This window comes from Paraglaciecola sp. 2405UD69-4, assembly GCF_047525415.1.
Lineage (GTDB): Bacteria > Pseudomonadota > Gammaproteobacteria > Enterobacterales > Alteromonadaceae > Paraglaciecola.
On the sequence record NZ_JBLIXM010000005.1, the window covers coordinates 78,392 to 97,910 of the forward strand.

A 19,519-nucleotide genomic window follows, 5' to 3' on the forward strand; every position below is an offset into this window, starting at 1 on the left:
ATATAGCAATACCGGGTACTTTACCCTATTGAAAATACCACTTACCTCTGCTGTTCCAATTAAGTGATTCAAAGCTATATGTAAGGCCTTAAACTTAACCCCATAGTAAGGTGAAGGATTAAAAATCACGCAAATATTTTCGTATAGGAGTGGTAATTTAACGACTGCGTAAATCTACTTTAAGCGACCAATACATCATCTTTACAAACAAAAACTCATTTAGGAACATTGTGAATAAATTATCTAAACTAGTATTGTTATCAACACTGATTTGTCAGCCTTTTTTAATCCATGCTGAGGCTATCAAATCCAAGGTTAAGTCTCTTAGCTACAAGGATATCTTCGAGCTCGAATACGCGACATCCCCACTGTTTACACCAGATAGCCAACAAATTATTTATGAGCGTAAAAGTAATAACATTATGAATGATCGCACGCATTCTTCATTTTGGCGTTACGACATAAAGAATAAGCTCCACAGGCCATTAATAGCCGAGGCAAGCAATGTAACTCAACCTGTGATATCACCAGATGGTAAGAAGTTAGCATATATTTCTAATCGCTCTGGTAGCCAACAACTCTATGTACGCTACTTAGATACTAACGAAGACGCTCTGCTTACAAACAGTCAATACAAGCCTAACAATGTCGTTTGGTCACCCGATAGTTCGCAGCTTGCATTCAAACAATTTACCCCAAAAGCTAAACCAGCCTTGTTTAAGGGCATGCCCACAAAACCCAAAAATGCTCAATGGGCAGCTAAGGGGAAATTCATTGACAATGTGAGATACCGTAAAGATGGGACCGGCTTATTGCCTGCAGGCAATTCTCAAGTGTATGTACTTCCAATCGAGGGTGGCACGCCACGACAGTTGACCTTTAAAGAATACCCAATAGTTGGAAGTTTGGCGTGGAATGCTGAAGGCACAGGGTTAATAATTGCCATTAACCCTAGTGAGAACCACGAATTAGAACCTTTTCATGGTGACTTATACCTGTTAGATGTAGCTTCAACGGAGCTTAGTCAATTAACATCTATGGAGGGGCCTGAACGCTTGCCACAATTAAGCCCTGATGGAAAATACCTAGCATTTCATCACATAAACGACCGAAAGCTAGGGTTTCAACATCAAGATTTATGGGTATTAGAATTAAAATCCGGTAAATTGAACAACCTCACCGCAACCTTTGATCGCTCAGTAGGTCAATCTGAATGGGCCAGTGATAGTGACTCTCTCTTTGTTTCATATGTCGATCACGGAAAAAAACGAATCTCAGAAATTAGTCTTTCAGGGAAGAAGAAAAACGTCAAGGTTGAATTGGGTGGCCAACAACTTGGCCGCCCCTATACGTCCGGCTCCTTCGCAATATCAAAAAGTGATTCCATTGTATTTACTCAAGGTTCGAGTACACGTCCAGCCGACCTGAGCTTAATAACAAAGCGAGGTAAAATTTCACAAATCACACAACTCAATGAAGATGTATTAGGTCATCTAACCCTATCTGAAGCACAAGAGGTCGCAGTAAAATCTTCTGTAGACCAGCGAGAGATTCAGGCATGGATGGTAGTACCTCCTGATTTTGACAAGACTAAGAAATACCCATTGATCCTTGAGATCCACGGTGGTCCTCACACAGCTTACGGCCCTCATTTTAGTGCTGAAATACAGTTAATGGCAGCTCAAGGGTATGTAGTCGTTTGGGCCAACCCTCGCGGAAGTTCATCCTATGGAGAAAATTTTGGTAATCTCATCCATCACAACTTCCCATCGAATGATTACGACGATCTCATGGACTCGGTTGATGCAGTTATAGCCAAGGGCTTTATTGATACTAAAAACCTATTTATAACAGGTGGCTCAGGCGGAGGACTTCTATCATCTTGGGCAGTTGGAAAAACTAACAGATTTGCGGCAGCAGTTGTAGCTAAGCCAGTTATAAACTGGATGAGCTTTGCGTTAACCGCTGACTCTTATCCGTACTTTACCCGTAATTGGATGCCAGATTTACCTTGGAAAATACAAGATTACCTTTGGTCTCATTCTCCACTTTCATTAGTCGGCAATGTTACAACGCCTACATTACTCTTAACTGGTGAAGCTGATCATCGCACGCCAATAAGCGAGTCTGAGCAATTTTATCAAGCGTTAAAGCTTCAGGGCGTAGACGCTGCAATGGTAAGGCTTCCAGGAGCCTCCCACGGCATCGCTTCAAGACCCTCTCGATTAATACAAAAAGTAGGAAATATATTGGCGTGGTTTGAACGTTATACAACGAAACCAGAGCATATGGACGATTAGGAGTGGTGAATAACAGTTGCATAGGAACATGACAATAATAAGCCAAGTATGTTCTTATGCTACTTTTTATGACTCGAATATCATTAACAATAATATATAAAAAGTTGAATAAGCTCGATCAGATAAACCATAAAATCTAATAGTGCTGCAATGTAATCAACTAACTTGCTAACTTAGATCTCACAGGCGCTTTAAATATAACTGCAGCCTGTTAGGACGATTGATAACAATGGCAAGATAATTTTAGCAGCAGATAGTTTAGAAATGGCTACAACTGATTTGTTGGATAAAGATATTAGATAGTTCCTACACGGTTACAAGAGCATGTAACAGATTCTGTGTAACTGCCATTTAGTTAATATGCTTTTCGCAGAATCGTCGCTTGGGATGATTTTCCGTTTCTAGATGGCATTGCGGATAACGATGGTCAATGACTCAGTGGCTTGCTCTGCTCGCTACTTACGGGCTTCGGCATCAATTGCAAACAACTCATTACCCAATAATCCTTGCTCATGACATACCAACAGCACTTTCTCAAATACCTGTTCAATTTCACCCTTTAGACCACTGGCAAACGACCTGAAGGCAGTATCTTAGAAGAGTAAGAAAGAAATCTAAGAAGTAGCTGTATAAAAGAATATACCAGCCAGTTTTAACTAATTGATAATAGGCATATTCGCCATCAGTAAATTATACTTAAAGCGAACCCCTGCCATCATAACTATACATATTAATAACCGACTGTTGTAGATTACTGAAAAAGCTGAATATTCTGCTTATCATAAATTGGTGTTCTTTAGCTAAGTCTGTGCCCACTGGCGCAATAAATTATGATACACCCCAGTTAACTGCACAATCTCTGGGCTATCTTGAACGCTTTGCCTTAAACCCTGAATAGCGGTATCCATATCAAATAATATTCTGCGTTTTTCATCGCTGGCTATCATACTTTGTAACCAAAAAAAGGATGCTAATCGTCTACCTTTGGTTACCGGGGTAACATGATGCAAACTTGTTGAGGGATACAAGACCATATCACCTGCTGCAAATTTCACCTTTTGTGACCCATAGGTGTCCTCTATAACTAACTCTCCCCCTTCGTACTCTTCAGGCTCTGAAATAAACAGCGTCATAGATATATCTGTTCGAACTTTTACTGGCGTCCCCGGAACTTGGCGAATGGCATTATCAACATGGGTTCCAAAAGACTGCCCCCCTTGATAACAATTGAACAAAGGCGGAAATATTTTGTTGGGTAATGCAGCCGACATAAACACGCTACTCTTCGATAGTGCTAGCAAAATCATATCCCCAAGACTTCGTGCGGCTTCTGAGTTTTCTGGTAATTGCAGATTATTCTTTGCCTGTGAGCTTTGATAACCCGCAGTTACATTACCATCGGTCCAATCGGCATCAAGCATGATCTGTTTGGCGTGTTGTACTTGCTCAGGGCTTAATACATTTGGCACTTTTATTAACAAAACTATATCCCCATAAATCACAAAAAAGACAAAACCGGATAAGTATCCGGTTTAGGTTAGTAATTTTATACAATGTAAAATTAGAATACGTCCCTGTATTCATCTCACCTTATATTTAAGTGTGCTTTATACCCTTTAGAAAGAGTAAGTTGCAGTCACACTAACATAGCGCCCTTGACCAGGTATAAAGTGGCCACCACCTAGCTGATCTATGTAATCTTCGTCTGTTAAGTTACTACCGTTTAACTGGGCACTAAACTTATCAGTAATTTGATAAGACAACATCATATCAAAAATAATATAGTCATCAGCTACTTCACGGCCAGTTGGGCTAGAGCTATTGAAACGCTCTCCCATGTATTGAGCACCTAATCCAAATGCCATATCATCTGACACTTGGTAAGTTCCCCATAAACTGAAAGAGTGGTCAGGAGTATTTGCAAGCTCAAAACCAACCTGCTCTGCATCATCACCGTCAGCTGAAACAACTTCACTATCTTGGAAAGTATAAGCAGCAACAATTTGCAGTGCATCAGTTACTTGTCCAGTCAATCCTAATTCAAGGCCATCTACTCGTTGCTCACCGTTTAGGGTATTAAAGTTAGTATCTTCAGCAAACAAGTCATCAGTTTGAGCATTAGTTTTTTCGTTACGGAAAATAGCCGCATTTGCGTACACTTTACCGTCGAATAATTCCCACTTAGTTCCCACTTCATAACTAACATTTTTCTCAGGATCTAAGTCAGAGGCGTTAGTACGAGTCGAAGCGGTTAGGTTTTCAGCCGATGGAGAGAAAGACGTGCCAGCACCAAAGTAAATGCTGCCGTTTTTAGATGGTTTGTATACCACGCCTAAGTTCCAAGTCAGCTCTTTCTCTTCTGCATCTAATTTTACAGTTGGATCCGCACCGTCTTGGTCATAGAAATATTCAGTTTCAAATATGTCATAACGTAAACCAGCTGTGATTTCCCACTGAGTGTTTAGGCTAATGGTGTCAAATATATACAGAGCAGTAGTATCACCAGTAGATTCACTATTTTTACCGGTTCTAGCGTATTCACCAGTGTATTCAACAAATGAGTCTGGGTTGTATAGGTCTACCAGTTCAGGCGTATCATTTAGGTTGTCAGCGACAATAGGAGTGTAATTCCAACGGGCAAACTTTTCTTTTGCAATTTCTACCCCCGCTACCACATCATGCGTGGTGTCTCCCAACTGATACGTACCTAATACATCAAATTGAAATACATTAAGTGAGTTTTCAGTATCACGGGTTTTTTCATCGCTCAAACGAATGTCTGTGCTAACAGAGTTATCAAGAAAACGCGGAGCAGTTACTATATTCAAACGCTCAATTGAACCTGTACGTGCTAGTGCTCTTAAGGTTGTGCTTGAGTTTAAATCATACTCATACTTAGCAGTAAGAGACTTAGCTGTAATGTCCTCAAAATCACGATAAACGTTACCGTAGAAGTTATCAAAATCAACAGGTGGCGCAGTTCCAACATAATCAACCAACTCGTCAACTGGAGTCGAGCCATTAGAAACCCAAGCAATACCATAGTCTGGAAGGTTATCTTGCTTTTGGTATTCTGCATATACGGTTAAACGAGAGTCAGTATTAATACCGGTAGCTAAGGACCCAGCAATAGAGTTTTTAGAGTTATTTACTTGGTCACGACCTGGCACATCACCATCGTCTGACAACAAGTTAACCCTTAGCGCAGTGTTATCACCTATGGCTAAGTTAGTATCAACTTGAGCTCGGTAATCACCTTCACTTCCAAGGCGTAAGCTCACATCAGTAAAATCTTCTAACTTTGCCGTTTTACTTTGTAAATTAATGGTTCCGCCAGCAGAACCACGACCAGCCACTGCAGAACTTGGACCTTTAGCTACTTCTACAGACTCAATGTTATAAGTATCGCGAGAATAACCAGAGATATCACGTACACCGTCTATCAAAATACTGTTGCTAGCACTAAAGCCACGGATATACATGCTGTCACCAGGAGGCGCACCACCTTCACCTGCCACTAAGGAAATACCAGGCACATTACGCAGAGCATCTTGAAGGCTGTCAACGTTACGGTCTTTCATAACTGCCTGTGACACAACAGTAATAGTCTTAGCTGTGTTTAATAATGGCTGTGTGTATTTAACAGAATTTGACTCATCAACTTTATAGTTGTCTTGAGATTCAGCACTTGCCTCTGAAACTGATAATTCTTTCACTTCTTGCGCATTTATGCAGCCCAAAGGTAATACGGCACTTATAGCTAAACCAAGTGCATTACGGGTAAATTTTTGCTTTGTTAAACCTGCATTCTTTGCGGTCATTATGTCTCTCCAATAGCGTTTTATTGACAATCAAGCTCTCAACTTTCTGCGAGTTGATGCCTTGAATTCGAGCCGGAGTATATTGACGATCAAATCTAAATGCAAGTAATTATCATTTGCATACACCTTTACTTTTGTATTGTTTTCTGACAAAATCAGCCGCCTTAAATTGGGATAGTTGTTTAAGCCTCTTGGCCCAGTAAAACGAATACATTGAATTTTTAGAAAGAGTTTGTAATGACAACAAAAAACCATAACAGGTTAGCGTCTAAGGTCTGTTTAGCTTTATCAATGGGCGTTTCAGTAGCCTTGATAAACACAAGTATGGCGCAATCTAAATCTGCGCAGAGTGAGGTCGAAACCTCGCAAAAGATGGTAGAACAATGGTTGGCTACCGAACGACAAGCAAGTGCTTTAGAAGCCAACTGGCTAACCCAAAAGCCTATGCTTGAACAAAGAATCTTGTTACTACAAGCAGAAAAGCAGCAACTTACCGCCCTACTCAATGAAAAATCCACAGATACAGGGGCCGTAGAGCAAAAGCGTACAAGCTTAATAGAAGAGCAATCTAGCTTAGAGGCATCTCAGCACCAAGTAGAGCAATCACTAGCGGCACTTAATCAGTATATTGGGGATTTACAACAAAACTTAGCTCCCCCTATCGAGCAATCTTGGCAGCAAGAGGCAAACCAATTAGAAGCAGAGCCCGATACCAGCATTCAGTTACAACAAAGCCTAGCTAAGCTAAACAGTTTAGCTGAGTTCAATTCCCGTATTAGCGTTGTCCAGGCACCTATCAACAATGCCAATGGTGAAAGTATTTTAGTTAAACAATTGTTTTTAGGTGCGAGCTTGGCTTGGTTTGTCAGTTTAGATGGCAGCATAGCTGGCACTGGACAAGTCACAGATACGGGCTGGCAATGGACCTTTGACGACAAGATTAATCATCAAGAAATTAGTAATGCCATAGCTATGTTCGAAAAAGCAACCGAGGCTGACTTCATTAGCTTGCCCCTAGAACTAAACAGCCAAGGAGCAGAATAATGTCATCTAAACAATTGCTACGTAAAACTTTATTCATTTGCTTTTTAGGCTTATTTACAGCCGCTTCGAGCTGGGCAAATGATGATGTTAATAATGCATTACTCGACAAAATTACAGCAGCACAACAGAACTTGAGTAACACCGAGAATCGCATTGCCAAGCAAAGTGCTGCACTTGCAAAACAACTTAATACTTTGGAGCAAGAAGTCATTGCCCTAAAGCAAAAAACCGCAGCAGCAAGGCGCTTGAGTGATGAAAAAACCCTAAGTTTAGGCCAGTTAGAGTCTCGATTAAAAGAATGGCGAGATCAGCAAACTTATCAGCAAAATATGATCCAGCGCTTTATCCAGCAGCATAATCTTTCGACTGGCGGCACCAAGCTTAATACTGGCGAGCAAATGCTATTAATTCAAAACTATGCCAAACAGTTACAGCAAAACCTTACCCCAAGCTGGCAAAAAAATAATGTCATTATGACAAACGGTAAACAGCAAAGCTTAGATACACTATCAGTAGGTCCAGTACATTGGTACTGGCTGGATTCAGAGCAACAAGCTGGCTTAGCTCGTCTTGAAAATGGCGAGTTTCACTCTGCACTTCTACTAGGCGGAAGTGCCAGCGAAGGCATAAAAAACCTGATACAACAAAATAGTGGCGAGTTAACCTTTGACCCAACTATGGACCGCGCCCTTGCTAGACAACAACACACTGAAACCCCTTGGCAACATCTGCTAAAAGGTGGCGTTTGGGTGATCCCTATCATGGCGTTCGCCTTACTGGCGTTAACAATAGCCTTACTTAAAACATGGCAGCTGTTACGTTTACCAAAAGTCGTGCAGTTTACCCCTAGCAATATTCACAGTTTGTTAACTCAACACAACTCACCTTTGCTTAAAAGTGTTAAAGGCAAGCAAGTTAAATTGTTAGATATTGCTAAGCAAGCCCCATCTGACCAAGCACGAGATGACCAATTATTTGTACAGCTACAACAGGACAAACATGGCCTAGAACGCTGGTTAATGGTTATTGGCATGACAGCTTCGGTAGCGCCATTACTTGGTTTACTCGGCACAGTTAGCGGCATGATAGAAACCTTTAAAATGATGACCCTGTTTGGCAGTGGCGATCCTGAAGTAGTCTCAGGGGGAATAGCTCAAGCGCTAATAACCACAGAATTAGGCCTAGTAGTCGCCATACCGGCACTCGTGCTAAGCGCCATATTATCTAAAAAAGTTAGAACCTATTATCAGCAATTAGAAAACTTTGGAATTTTACTGAGTCAACCACAGCATGATACTCAGGATAACTTACAGCAGGTAGCAGCATGATCGCCCAGATAACCGACAATTGGGTTTGCTACAGCATTTTACTGTTAGCCATTTTTTGCTATCAGCAGCTTAGCCTGCAATTTTTTAACGCTAAATCTATTGCCAGCTCCCCTTCTAAGCACCAGGAACTTGCGGACGAACAATATTTTTCTAGCGTACTTATTGCTGCCTTACCTTTATTAGGTTTGCTTGGCACCATAATTGGTTTACTTGATTGCTTTGCGGCTATTTCGCAACAAGGTGCAGACTCTCAACTCATGAGTGCAGGTATAGGCGATGCCTTATTTACCACTCAGTTGGGGCTAGTGTGTGCTATTCCTGCGTGGATATTTCAAGGCAGCATACGCGCTCGCAGTAAACGTTATGCATTGCTAGAAGGAGCTTAACAAGTATATGGCTTCACGATTACAACAGCGCCTTGAACAACAAACTGAGCAAGGTATAGATATGTCGCCACTACTTGATGTAGTGTTCATATTACTCATCTTCTTTATTGTCACCACAGTATTTGTCCGTGAAACAGGGGTTGAGGTAGATAAACCTCAAGCGATCTCAGCTGCACAATTGGAACAAAATGTGATTTTGCTTGCTATAACCGATAATGGCGAAGTCTTTTTTGATGGTAACCAAATTGGCGTGGCAGGAATAAGAGGCACCTTAGAGCAATTACAAAAAGCTGATCCTAAGCCTGTGGTTATTCAAACTGATAAAAATGTGCGAACCCAATTACTACTTGAAGTTATTGACGAAGCCAAATTAGCAGGGTCAAAAACTGTCAACTTAGCGGCCCTTATCCCCTAATGAACACAGCTAAATCAACAGCCCCTTTACGTTTAACTGCTCGTTCACTATCTATGCTAGTGGGCATACTCATTTTGAGTCTGGTTTTAGCATTACTTTGGTTAAGCCAATGGTTGAAATCGAGCGTAGAGCCAGAATTAATGGTTCGAGAAGTATCCACTTTGGCCTTGCCTCCTCCGCCGCCACCGCCGCCTAGGCAACAGCAAGTTGCGCAACCAACAAGTTTAAGTTTAAACGTTCAAGGACAAGGCGCCGTAATGCAGACGATCAATATTGATCCGCCGCCCCTAGATGACTTTTTGCCACCCGATATGCCAATCAATCCAGTGCAAAGCACGTGGCAATCTTTAGATGTAGACTGGCAAGTACTAGACATCGATGCCCTAGATAACTTGCCTCAGTTGTTAACGCCTTTACGTGTAACCTTTCCAAAAAGCTTAACGCGCCGCGGCATAACCCAAGCCTTGGTAAAACTCGATGTGATGATTGATGAAACCGGCCAAGTCAATCTTATGGCTGTTACCAGCAACCCTTATCCAGAGCTTGAAACCGAACTACGTAAACTTGCCAGAAAAAGCCGTTTTACTGCCCCCCAAAAAGATAACCAACCTACTCGGGCGCGCTTTATTTGGCCAATTAATATCAAAGCCTAAGACATTCAAATGAAACATAAAATATTGATAAGAAGACTAAACAAGATGATATTTCGCTCGCTATTGTTACCTTGTAAACCATTGACCAGCCTAAGCGCTGCATTATTCATAACGTTAACCAGCTTTACCTTTATCGCTAACGCCGCCATTGATGTCGTGTTAGCAGAGCCAGACTGGGAATTTTTATTAGATAGCCGCCCTATTGAAATGACAAGTGCAAAGCTCGACGCCAGTGAAGGCAGATTTGCACAAAGAGTTAGACCATTACTGAATGAAAAAAACTATGCAGAAGCGGCGGCTTTATTTGCAGCCCGAGATATTGCCCACGATAGTGCAGCACTGCGCCAGTTGCGGGGCCAGGTTTTACTTAGCCTAAAACGTTTTGATGAGGCTGAGCAGGCACTTCAAGCAGCCATAGACATTATGCCTAACCTAGCCTTAGCTCATCGCAGTTTAAGTATGCTTTACATGTTAAAAAAAGAGTATGGCAAAGCCAGTGAACATTTAACTAAAAGCATTGAATTAGGGGTTGCTGACGCCCAGCTGTATGGACAACTTGCCTTTATAAACCTTAATAATCACCATGCTGCAAGCGCCATTGTTGGATACCAACAAGCCTTATATTTACAACCAGAAAATACTCAATGGCAACAAGGTTTACTGTACGCTTGGTTAAACAGCCATAACTACGGCGCAGCGCAGCGCTTAGTTGATGATATGTTAGAGCAAGGACAGCACGCTAACCCTGTGGAGTTATGGTTACTGCGTAGTCAAATTGCACTACAAATGCATAAACCTAAGCATGCTTTATCCAGTATGGAGATAGCCTTACACTTAGCCGAGTCTGGTCAAACAGATGAAGCCTCTTTAGCTAAGCACACACAAAATCAAGTACTTGCAGCTAAGCTTCATGTTCAACATGGAAGCGTAAGTCGAGCCGTCGAATTATTAACCTCTAGCCTTGGAAAATACTCATCGCTAGCTAGTACCCAAAATGACGCTGTTCAACAAGAAATCCTCAGTGCCTTAGCGCAAATTTTGCCTTGGCTTTTCAACCAAGGAGAAGATCAAAAAGCAGCGGCTTTACTTTCCATAGCTGAGTCCATTGATGTACCTGTGCTGTTTCAAGCAAAAATGAATATGTACCGCGGCCAATTAGCATTTCAGCAAGGTAAAACCAAAAGCGCTATTCAACACTTGTCAAAAGCTGTTGCCAAAGACCCAAGGTTAGGAGAAGCGATACTATCTTTAGCCAATGCCTATCAAAAGCAAGGCCAAGTGCAGCAAGCACAAAGATACTTTGTTAGAGCAAGCACCTTGCCGGGCTTAAAAGTCAGAGCTTTATTGTCCCATGCTCAATTACAAATAGAACAAAAAACCTATCCTCAAGCCCTAGACTTACTGTTGCAAGCCCTAAAGGTTGCCCCTAATCGTCAAGATATTCGCAACAATGTTCATGCCCTGCAAACCATTATAAAGCAGGGGCAGTATGAATCTTAAGTCTTGTCCTATGCATAGTGAAAGCGCCCATGAAAAGGGCCAAATTCAGCAGGCTTTCAGTGCCAATGGCGGAATAACCGCCATGGCTAGCAAACTGTCTGGGAAGCTGATCTTAGGAACAATTCGTCAATGGCATTGGGTTAGCTCAGCCATAAGTTTATTTGCCATGCTGCTGTTTGCCTTCACTGGATTTACCTTAAATCATGCCGCCGATATTAGCGCAGATATACAAGTCGTCACTATTGAAGCTGAGCTTCCCCAAGAACTCATTGCATCACTAGCGGAGATTCAAGAAGGTCCCTTACCTGTACCGCTAAGACGCTGGTTACGTCAACATCACGACTTACATGTTAGCGCCACTGTTACACCAGAATGGAGCGAAGACGAAATATACTTGCAGATCCCCCGCCCTGGCGGCGATGCCTGGATGAGTATCGACTTAATGTCTGGTGAACTACTTTATGAGCTTACTCAGCGAGGAGCCATTGCCTATTTGAATGATTTACATAAAGGCCGCAACACAGGTCAAGCTTGGTTTTGGTTTATTGATGTATTTGCCATTGCCTGTGTGGTGTTTTGTGTGACGGGCTTAATTTTATTATACCGCCAAGCCAACCCACGCCCTAGCACTTGGCCCATGGTAGGCCTAGGAGTGGTTGTTCCTTTATTACTGATTATTTTATTTGTACATCCCTAACTAAGAGCACTGAGAGAGAAAATGAAAAAACTATTACCTGCATTAGCGCTTGTTTTACCCAGTTTTTTAGGTCAAGCCAGCAGCCTTACATTAGACATTGAAATCCCCCAATTAGATGTTGCTGAATATCACGCGCCTTATGTAGCAGTTTGGTTGCAAAGCAAAGACAGAAAACAACTGACTAACTTAGCTCTGTGGTACGACCTAGAAATGAAAAATGGCAAAGGTGAAGAGTGGCTTAAAGATATTCGTCAGTGGTGGCGTCATAGCGGCAGAAGTTTAGAGTTTCCGGTAGATGGCTTTAGTGGTGCAACTCGAAAAGCGGGTAAGTATTCACTTAGCTTTGATAAAAGTCAGCTTGATCTGGACTCGCTTCCAGATGGGGAATATCGCATTTTAGTAGAAGCCGTTAGAGAAGTAGGTGGCCGTGAAATGCTGAAGCTTCCACTAACTCTGCCCATTACCTCTAACCAAGATTTATCGGTACAAGGCAAAAAAGAGCTAGGCAAAGTAACAGCATCTTTAGCGCCGTAAGCTACAAAAATAAGATGCAACAAGGCTCAAACAACACCCTTTATATTTAACATTACACAATTAAGAGAAAATTTATGAAACGTTCAATATCAATTTTACTACTTGGCTCACTAATGGCCACAATACCTGCAGCAAATGCACATAGAGCTTGGATTGTGCCAGCGGCAACCGTTTTATCTGGTGACGAGCCTTGGGTTACCTTTGATGCAGCAGCATCAAACGATATATTTCATGCTGACCACGCACCGCTTCGCTTAGATGGTGTAGTAGTAAAAGCTCCAAATGGAAAAACCGTAGAGCTTTTAAATAGCCATACAGGCAAACATCGCAGTACCTTTGATTTACAACTTAAGCAAGACGGTACTTATAAAATAGAAAGAGCAAGCAGTGGCCTACGTGCTCGCTGGAAAACAGAAGATGGAAAGCGTGGTTCATGGCCTAAGCGTGGCCAAAAAGCAAACATCAAAGATTTTGATAAAATGGTGCCTAAAAACGCCAAAGACTTAGTTGTATCTGAAACTTCTCGTAGGGTTGAAACCTTTGTTACATCTGGCACGCCGAGCAACCAAGTATTTGAGCCTAGTAATGTTGGCTTAGAGCTAGTACCTATTACACATCCAAATGACCTTTACAGCGAAGAGACTGCAGAGTTCAAATTACTCATTGATGGTGAAGTAGCAGTTGGTGCAAAAGTTGAAGTGTTAGCAGGTGGTATGCGCTACCGTGACAGCCAAGATCAAATAACAGCTACCACAGATAAAGAAGGTAAGTTCTCTATCACTTGGCCTAGTGCAGGCATGTATTGGATGAGTGCTTCTTATGAAGATGATAAAGCCAGCAAACCTGCGACCAAACGCCAAGGTGGCTACTCTGCAAGCTTTGAAGTATTACCTCAGTAGTATTAAAAAAGAACAGATATAAACTATGTCTCCAGTTGAACGGACTATCCTAGTTACCTTAGTGTTATTCGCATACTTACTTGTATGCGGTTATGCATTTTGGCGACATAAGTCTAAGCATCAAGGCGCTACCGTTAGTAACAAGGCTAAAGTGCCACTGGCCAGCGGTGAGTCATCAGGAGACATGCCTTTTTTAGTCGCTTATGCAAGTCAAAGTGGAACGGCTGAGGCAATTGCCAAACGCAGTGCCACTTACCTAGCAGAGCGATTTACCCCCCTTTTATTACCTCTAAATCAAGTCACCAATGAGGTTCTTGCCAATTCCCAACGGGCTTTTTTTGTTGTAAGCACCTATGGCGAGGGGGAACCACCAGACAACGCAATTAGTTTTAAGCGCCGCTACCTACAAGCAAGGTCCGTAAAAGCTAATCCAGCACTTGATTTAGCCCATTTAGAATTTTCGGTATTGGCCCTAGGCGATCAAATGTATGACAAGTTCTGTGCCTTTGGACATCAAGTATATCAAGGCCTATGTCAATTGGGCGCTACGCCGCTAATACCAACTTTAGAAGCCTGTGCAACGGCGCAAGCAGCAGAATCCATACCCTACGAGCCATTCATAGATAAATGGCGTGCATCTGTAGGCATAAGCGATGTAAAACTTACGGAAGACAGCGCAGTCCAAACCAACTCAAGCACCTGGCAATTAGCTCACCGAGAGCTACTCAACCCTAATAGTTCAGGGGCGCCTTTATACAAAATAGGGCTAGTGGCAACCGATAACCCTAGCCTAACTTGGCAAGCAGGTGACTTAGTTGACATTCATTTTGAACAAACAGAATTACAATCCACATCCCAAGGCATAGCAACAACAAACCATAAACGTAAATACAGCATTGCATCCATCCCCGAAGATGGACGTATAGAGCTAATAGTACGCCAGCAGTTTGCCCCAGATGGGGAGTTGGGTATTGGCTCTGGTGCGCTCACCCAAGGCTTAGATTTACTGAGCACCCTCACACTCGATTTAGTTAGCAATAAATCATTCCATGGGCCAGCCCTAAAACGCCCCATGATATTGATAGGTAGTGGTAGCGGCCTTGCCGGATTGCGCTCACATTTAAAAGCACGAGCTGTTATCCAAGCCAGCAAAAACTGGCTTATTTATGGTGAAAGACAGCGTCAATTCGATAATATTTTAGACAGCGAAATGCAAGATCTTAAAAGCAGCGGCGCCCTAGAACGCGTAGACAGAGTGTTTTCTAGAGATGGTAATCAACAAAAGTATGTTCAAGACTGCCTAATGGCTAACGCCAATGACGTTAACAACTGGGTGCAACAGGGCGCAGCCATTTATGTTTGCGGCAGTTTAACTGGCATGGCTAAAGGTGTTGATGATGCTTTACAAACAATCTTGGGAAATGAGCTTTACCAGCAAGTACGAGAACAAGGTTTATACCGTAGAGATGTTTATTAACCCTCAGCCTTACACCTTTTGATTGGATTATTTACCCCTGAGATTGGCTAAACGCTTTATCAAGGGCTTTGAACTCTTCTACTAATAATGGCACTAGCGCGGCATGTTTTTTATGAACAAAATGATAGCTTGAGTAGACATCTAATACTTTTGTAGCCCACTTCTCATTCAACTCGATACCAACATCTTTATGATAAGGTATTACAATGCCATTTACTCTGCCTGATGAAAGCATCTCCAGTAGGTGACTCATATTTAAAACTTCGGTTACATGGGGCGTAAATTGATTTTTAGCCAAATAATAATCAAAGGCTTTAAAGCCGCGTACCGTAGCCACAATATCCAGATTTTCCACATTACATGGATGACACCTAGCGGGATCGGTTACCAGCATTATCTCAAATTCAGCCAGCGCATAAGGCACTTTAATTAAATTAGGATAATCATTAGTGACGGTGTCAGTTCTTATCAGCACACCATCAAGACGGCCAGCATTGGCTTCAACTATGCTTCGAGCCATTGGGTAACCTAAGTGCTCAACCTTAAAACCAAGATTCACATAGGATGTATCTATAATTTTTCGTACGAAGATTGCTAATGGGTTAGACGGGCCGCTTTGTTTGCCAGGTAAAAGAATGGTTTTTGCCTCTCCTTTTTGGAGGAGCGCAAGGTTTGACTGGGCCTTGCAATTTAATGCAAAACACATAAAGCTTAAAAACAATAACACCTTAAAAGTAATCATGACTAGCACTCAATATACTTGTAAATAATAAAAGCTATTAGTGCTGTTATTGCTCACACGTAAAGTATTAGAGTTAAATAGGGCACAATTATAACCTAAATTATCGCTAAGCATCCAGAGAAAAGGGCCTTTCGGCCCTTCTTAACATACGTTCTACAAACATTAAGTTACATTTAAGATGCCTTCTTACAAAGACGGATGTGATACTAATCTAAAGCTATCAACATATACTTCTGTGCCGTCTTCTGGTGTCCCTTGTGAGGTTAAACTAAAGTCATCTATGCGGATATCGTCACCTAAGGTTGATTGATATTTTGCAAAGATCGTTAGGCTAGTATTCGCCCCAGAATTAAAGGTTAGGGTGTCAGGCCTAAAGTCATCATCGCCCTCCTCTTCTGATGATAAGTTGCCATAAATAGAGTCTTTAGAGGCAATAACGTCACCGCTATCAAAATCTCCATCTATAACAGCATCACCTGTATGAACACCAAACAATACTGTGGCATCTTGTTCGTCACTGCTTTTAAGCAATATATACATAGTTAGTGTGTAATCTGTGTTGGGTTCAACTGCAATAGTCTGAGCTATGTATGGGTCATAGGGGGTTCCACTGTCATCATCATTGTATTTGAACTTGATAGAGCCATCGTTGCCCGATGCTGAATTGTCTGAATCTTGCACCTGACCAATACCCGTGCCTTCATTCACTACCCAACCATCTTGGTCGTCATCGAAGTTATCGTTTTCAATATCTGTGCTCAATAACACTGAGTCATCAATTGAAGCAGAAATATCCACACTGGTAGCCGTACCTGAGTTAAAACTAACGGTAGTGAAGTTATAACCATCGGAGTTTGATTCAGCCGAATACATGACACCACCCACATCAGCACTCAATTTACCTGGGCCAGAAATATAGGCAGACAAGGTATAATTGGTGTTTTCTGCAACTGTGAGGGTTTGTGATATTGAGTCTGAGGCACTGTCAAATTTGACACTGCTTCCCCTTGAGAACACTTCGTCAGTTTCTGTGGTTATTTCTGCGCCTGTATTAGTCCAACCATTAAAGTTTTCAGAATCAAAGTCATCATTACTAATGGTTACTTGAGCAATATAAGGCGTGCCTACTGGTGCGGTATAACTTAACGGCCCAACTAAATCAGGCGTTAGCAAGCCCCGCATTTCTGTTGCAGCTAGCACTTCTGTTAGTATTTCATCAGCCCCAGATACGGTACTGTCAGAACGAGTCTGCCCGTCCATATCTTTTGTAGGTAGTGAAAATCCGCCAGTATCTGCTGTTAAATCGGCAGACAAGTCAGCGCTATTTTCCGTTGGGCGATACAAACCATCACTGTCTGCGCTTAACATTGGGTCAGCAAAGGTAAATCCGTCAACGCTTACTAAAGTTTCATCATCGGCTAGGCTCTGGCCATAAATATAGTTACCAGCAAATACCGAGTTGTTAGGCATTTCGTCAGAGTTTCTAAATACTGGGCCAATAGCGTCAGCCACCAGGTTATTGACAAAATAAACCTCTTCGGGATTGTCATCTTCGTTGCCAGCAAACAGGTTAATACTATTCACACTGTCTACCACAGTGTTGTTGGCAACTAATACATTTTCGACATCTTGATAACCATTTGAGGTTGAGCCATCTGATGCACTTATCAAAATACCGCCATAAAAGCCTGAACTTGGATTACGGGCACCTTGAATATAATTATTGGTTACGCTGTGGTTAGCGTCGACGATTCTTACGCCACCAGCGAATGGGTTTCCATCACCAATAATATAATTATTATCGATAGTGGTACCTTCACCGTGGCGACTAACGATTGAACCGCGACTATTACGAATAGTGTTGTGTGCAACGGTTACGCCACCAGCTTTCACAGAGATAACCTCAGCTTCCCCATCTATACGTTCAAAATAGTTGTGTTCAACCACCGCAAATGAATCACTGGTATGGGTAGAGCTGGAGCCAATTCGAATACCTTCATATTCGTTATCGCTATTATCAGCATAAGCTACGCCGCCAAAAGGTGGGCGGTCTGCAAAATAGTTGTGGTCGATTTGTGTTCTGTCTTCTGTGCCAGGCTCATCACCTCGCTCTACAACAAAGAGTGCTCCGCGGGTTTCTTTACCTGATACCCAGTTATGGTCAAAACGGTTACCACTGCCATAGATTTGGAACCATTTGGTGCTGTTGTCTTGGCCAGCATCCATATTCACAAAGGTGTTTTCTGTAATACGGCAATTGTTACACGCTGTATTACTGTTGGCACGCGTTTGCAACAAACTGCTATCCATGTTGCCATCTTTAAACACAAAGCCTTGGAAAACAACATACGAGCCCGTCATTCCAATTGACGACTCACCATTAATGATAACTTCACCTGGCACTGCGGCAGCCACAGTAATTGGCAAGGCTTCTGTGCCTGCACCACCAAAGCTCAGTTCAAAATCACCGTAGGTGCCAGAAGCTAAACACACAGTTTCGCCAGGTGTCATATCGTAACCAACGGCATCTTCTAACTCACTAGTAGAGCTAACGGTGACAGTACAATTAACTGTTGGAACGCTGTCGTTGTCACCAATACTTCCTTTGGTTAACCCAGCAGTTGCAGTGCTAATAACAGAAATGGTAATCGATATAGTGGCATCGCTGCCATCAGCTGAGCTTACTGTTATTTCATCTACTATGCTGTCGGATTCAGATGCCAAACCTAAAACTGTGGTATTGGTGGTGTCTAAGGTGTAGGTCCACATGCCATCGGTAGCAATAGAAAACGTACCATAACTGGTAGCCACTGAGCTTTGCGCCACAAAAACATCTTCACCTAAATCCAAATCGGTAATGGTTAATACACCACTAACATCAGAGCTTTGATCATTGCTTATAGCAGAGCTATCCACGCCATTCCCTGTTCCAAATGTAGGGTCTTCATTTACACCATTAATGGTAATGATCAAGGTGATGGCCGTACCGTCAACAGAGGTTACTGTCACCGTATCTTCAACACTGTCGTTGGCGCCTAAAGCAATTATGAGGGCGTTAGTGTTATCTACTGTGTAGGTCCATTGCCCATCAGTGTCTATTGTAAAACTACCAAAAGATGTATTGGCGGCGGTTTGCGCCACTGTTGCATCTTCGCCAGTGTCTAGGTCGGTTACTACTAGGGTTCCTGTGGCTGTGGTTCCGTCAGCACTAAGGCTGCCAGTGCTATCACCAGAAAACACTGCGGGTGTATTCGTACCAGCTACCCCAGAAATAGTAATAGAAATACTTGTAGTGGTGCCATCTACCGAGGTAACGGTAATAGCGTCAGATAAGGAACTAGCAGTGCCAACTAGGGCTAGCACATCTGCATTAGTGGCATCTAGGGTATAAGTCCATTGACCTGCAGCACTGATAGTAAAGGTTCCATATGAAGTAGCTGTATCAGTTTGAGCAAGGGCAGCATCTTCACCATCGTCAGGGTCTGATACAGACAAGGTACCAGAAGTACTGGTATCAGCAGATGTTAGTGCGCCATTCAAGTCCCCAGAAAAAGAGGCACTGGTGTTATCTGTAGAGTCATCATCATTACTACTGCCGCACGCAGAAAGAGCTGAGACAATAGCTAAAGCTAAAATTTTCTGTTTCATGATTTATTCCTTTATTTGCTATTTAAAGCGTCAGTTCTGAGACCCAAAAATACTGCAGATAATCGCTATTCAGAT

The 19,519-nt window shown here is 42.3% G+C and carries 15 protein-coding genes; 11 read left to right on the forward strand and 4 right to left on the reverse strand.

Translation table 11 applies throughout. The features are described from left to right. The first annotated feature begins 230 nt into the window (after nt 1-230). Complete coding sequence (locus ACMUMK_RS15735) at nt 231-2,300, forward strand: S9 family peptidase (RefSeq protein WP_414702099.1); 2,070 nt, start codon at nt 231-233, stop codon at nt 2,298-2,300. Between the two features lie 800 nt (nt 2,301-3,100). Here the strand turns inward: ACMUMK_RS15735 and ACMUMK_RS15740 are convergent. Both ACMUMK_RS15740 and ACMUMK_RS15745 read right to left on the reverse strand, forming a co-directional pair. Next, on the reverse strand, nt 3,101-3,781 hold the full coding sequence (locus ACMUMK_RS15740; RefSeq protein ID WP_414702100.1) for a Fe2+-dependent dioxygenase: 681 nt from the start codon (nt 3,779-3,781) through the stop codon (nt 3,101-3,103). Between the two features lie 135 nt (nt 3,782-3,916). After that, nucleotides 3,917-6,121 carry a TonB-dependent receptor gene (locus ACMUMK_RS15745; RefSeq protein ID WP_414702101.1) on the reverse strand — a complete coding sequence of 735 codons (2,205 nt, stop codon included), beginning with the start codon at nt 6,119-6,121 and terminating at the stop codon, nt 3,917-3,919. A gap of 237 nt (nt 6,122-6,358) precedes the next feature. Here ACMUMK_RS15745 and ACMUMK_RS15750 point away from each other — a divergent pair, with 237 nt between their 5' ends. From ACMUMK_RS15750 to ACMUMK_RS15795, 10 genes are all read left to right on the forward strand, one after another. Next, on the forward strand, nt 6,359-7,165 hold the full coding sequence (locus ACMUMK_RS15750; protein WP_414702102.1) for a DUF3450 family protein: 807 nt from the start codon (nt 6,359-6,361) through the stop codon (nt 7,163-7,165). Beyond that, nucleotides 7,165-8,493: a MotA/TolQ/ExbB proton channel family protein gene (locus tag ACMUMK_RS15755; protein ID WP_414702103.1), complete on the forward strand. Its 1,329-nt coding sequence runs from the start codon at nt 7,165-7,167 to the stop codon at nt 8,491-8,493. The genes ACMUMK_RS15750 and ACMUMK_RS15755 overlap by 1 nt, the downstream gene beginning before the upstream one ends. Then, the gene (locus ACMUMK_RS15760) at nt 8,490-8,879 is read left to right on the forward strand and encodes a MotA/TolQ/ExbB proton channel family protein (protein ID WP_414702104.1); all 390 of its coding nucleotides are present in this window, start codon (nt 8,490-8,492) and stop codon (nt 8,877-8,879) included. The genes ACMUMK_RS15755 and ACMUMK_RS15760 overlap by 4 nt, the downstream gene beginning before the upstream one ends. A 7-nt stretch (nt 8,880-8,886) precedes the next feature. Next, the gene (locus ACMUMK_RS15765) at nt 8,887-9,294 is read left to right on the forward strand and encodes an ExbD/TolR family protein (protein WP_414702105.1); all 408 of its coding nucleotides are present in this window, start codon (nt 8,887-8,889) and stop codon (nt 9,292-9,294) included. After that, nucleotides 9,294-9,947: an energy transducer TonB gene (locus ACMUMK_RS15770; protein ID WP_414702106.1), complete on the forward strand. Its 654-nt coding sequence runs from the start codon at nt 9,294-9,296 to the stop codon at nt 9,945-9,947. The genes ACMUMK_RS15765 and ACMUMK_RS15770 overlap by 1 nt, the downstream gene beginning before the upstream one ends. Nucleotides 9,948-9,956: 9 nt before the next feature. Then, entirely contained in the window at nt 9,957-11,447 is a 1,491-nt protein-coding gene (locus tag ACMUMK_RS15775; protein ID WP_414702107.1) for a tetratricopeptide repeat protein, read from the forward strand. Then, the gene (locus tag ACMUMK_RS15780) at nt 11,437-12,144 is read left to right on the forward strand and encodes a PepSY-associated TM helix domain-containing protein (RefSeq protein ID WP_414702108.1); all 708 of its coding nucleotides are present in this window, start codon (nt 11,437-11,439) and stop codon (nt 12,142-12,144) included. The genes ACMUMK_RS15775 and ACMUMK_RS15780 overlap by 11 nt, the downstream gene beginning before the upstream one ends. A 21-nt stretch (nt 12,145-12,165) precedes the next feature. After that, the gene (locus ACMUMK_RS15785; RefSeq protein ID WP_414702109.1) at nt 12,166-12,678 is read left to right on the forward strand and encodes a DUF2271 domain-containing protein; all 513 of its coding nucleotides are present in this window, start codon (nt 12,166-12,168) and stop codon (nt 12,676-12,678) included. Nucleotides 12,679-12,752: 74 nt separating this feature from the next. Next, on the forward strand, nt 12,753-13,577 hold the full coding sequence (locus ACMUMK_RS15790) for a DUF4198 domain-containing protein (RefSeq protein ID WP_414702110.1): 825 nt from the start codon (nt 12,753-12,755) through the stop codon (nt 13,575-13,577). Between the two features lie 25 nt (nt 13,578-13,602). Beyond that, nucleotides 13,603-15,054: a sulfite reductase subunit alpha gene (locus ACMUMK_RS15795; protein WP_414702111.1), complete on the forward strand. Its 1,452-nt coding sequence runs from the start codon at nt 13,603-13,605 to the stop codon at nt 15,052-15,054. 31 nt (nt 15,055-15,085) lie between these two features. On the opposite strand, the gene ACMUMK_RS15800 is transcribed toward ACMUMK_RS15795, so the two are convergent. Beyond that, on the reverse strand, nt 15,086-15,775 hold the full coding sequence (locus ACMUMK_RS15800) for a hypothetical protein (RefSeq protein WP_414702112.1): 690 nt from the start codon (nt 15,773-15,775) through the stop codon (nt 15,086-15,088). Nucleotides 15,776-15,982: 207 nt separating this feature from the next. Further along, nucleotides 15,983-19,444, reverse strand: a complete 3,462-nt coding sequence (locus tag ACMUMK_RS15805) for a chondroitinase-B domain-containing protein (protein WP_414702113.1) — start codon at nt 19,442-19,444, stop codon at nt 15,983-15,985. Nucleotides 19,445-19,519 lie beyond the last annotated feature (75 nt).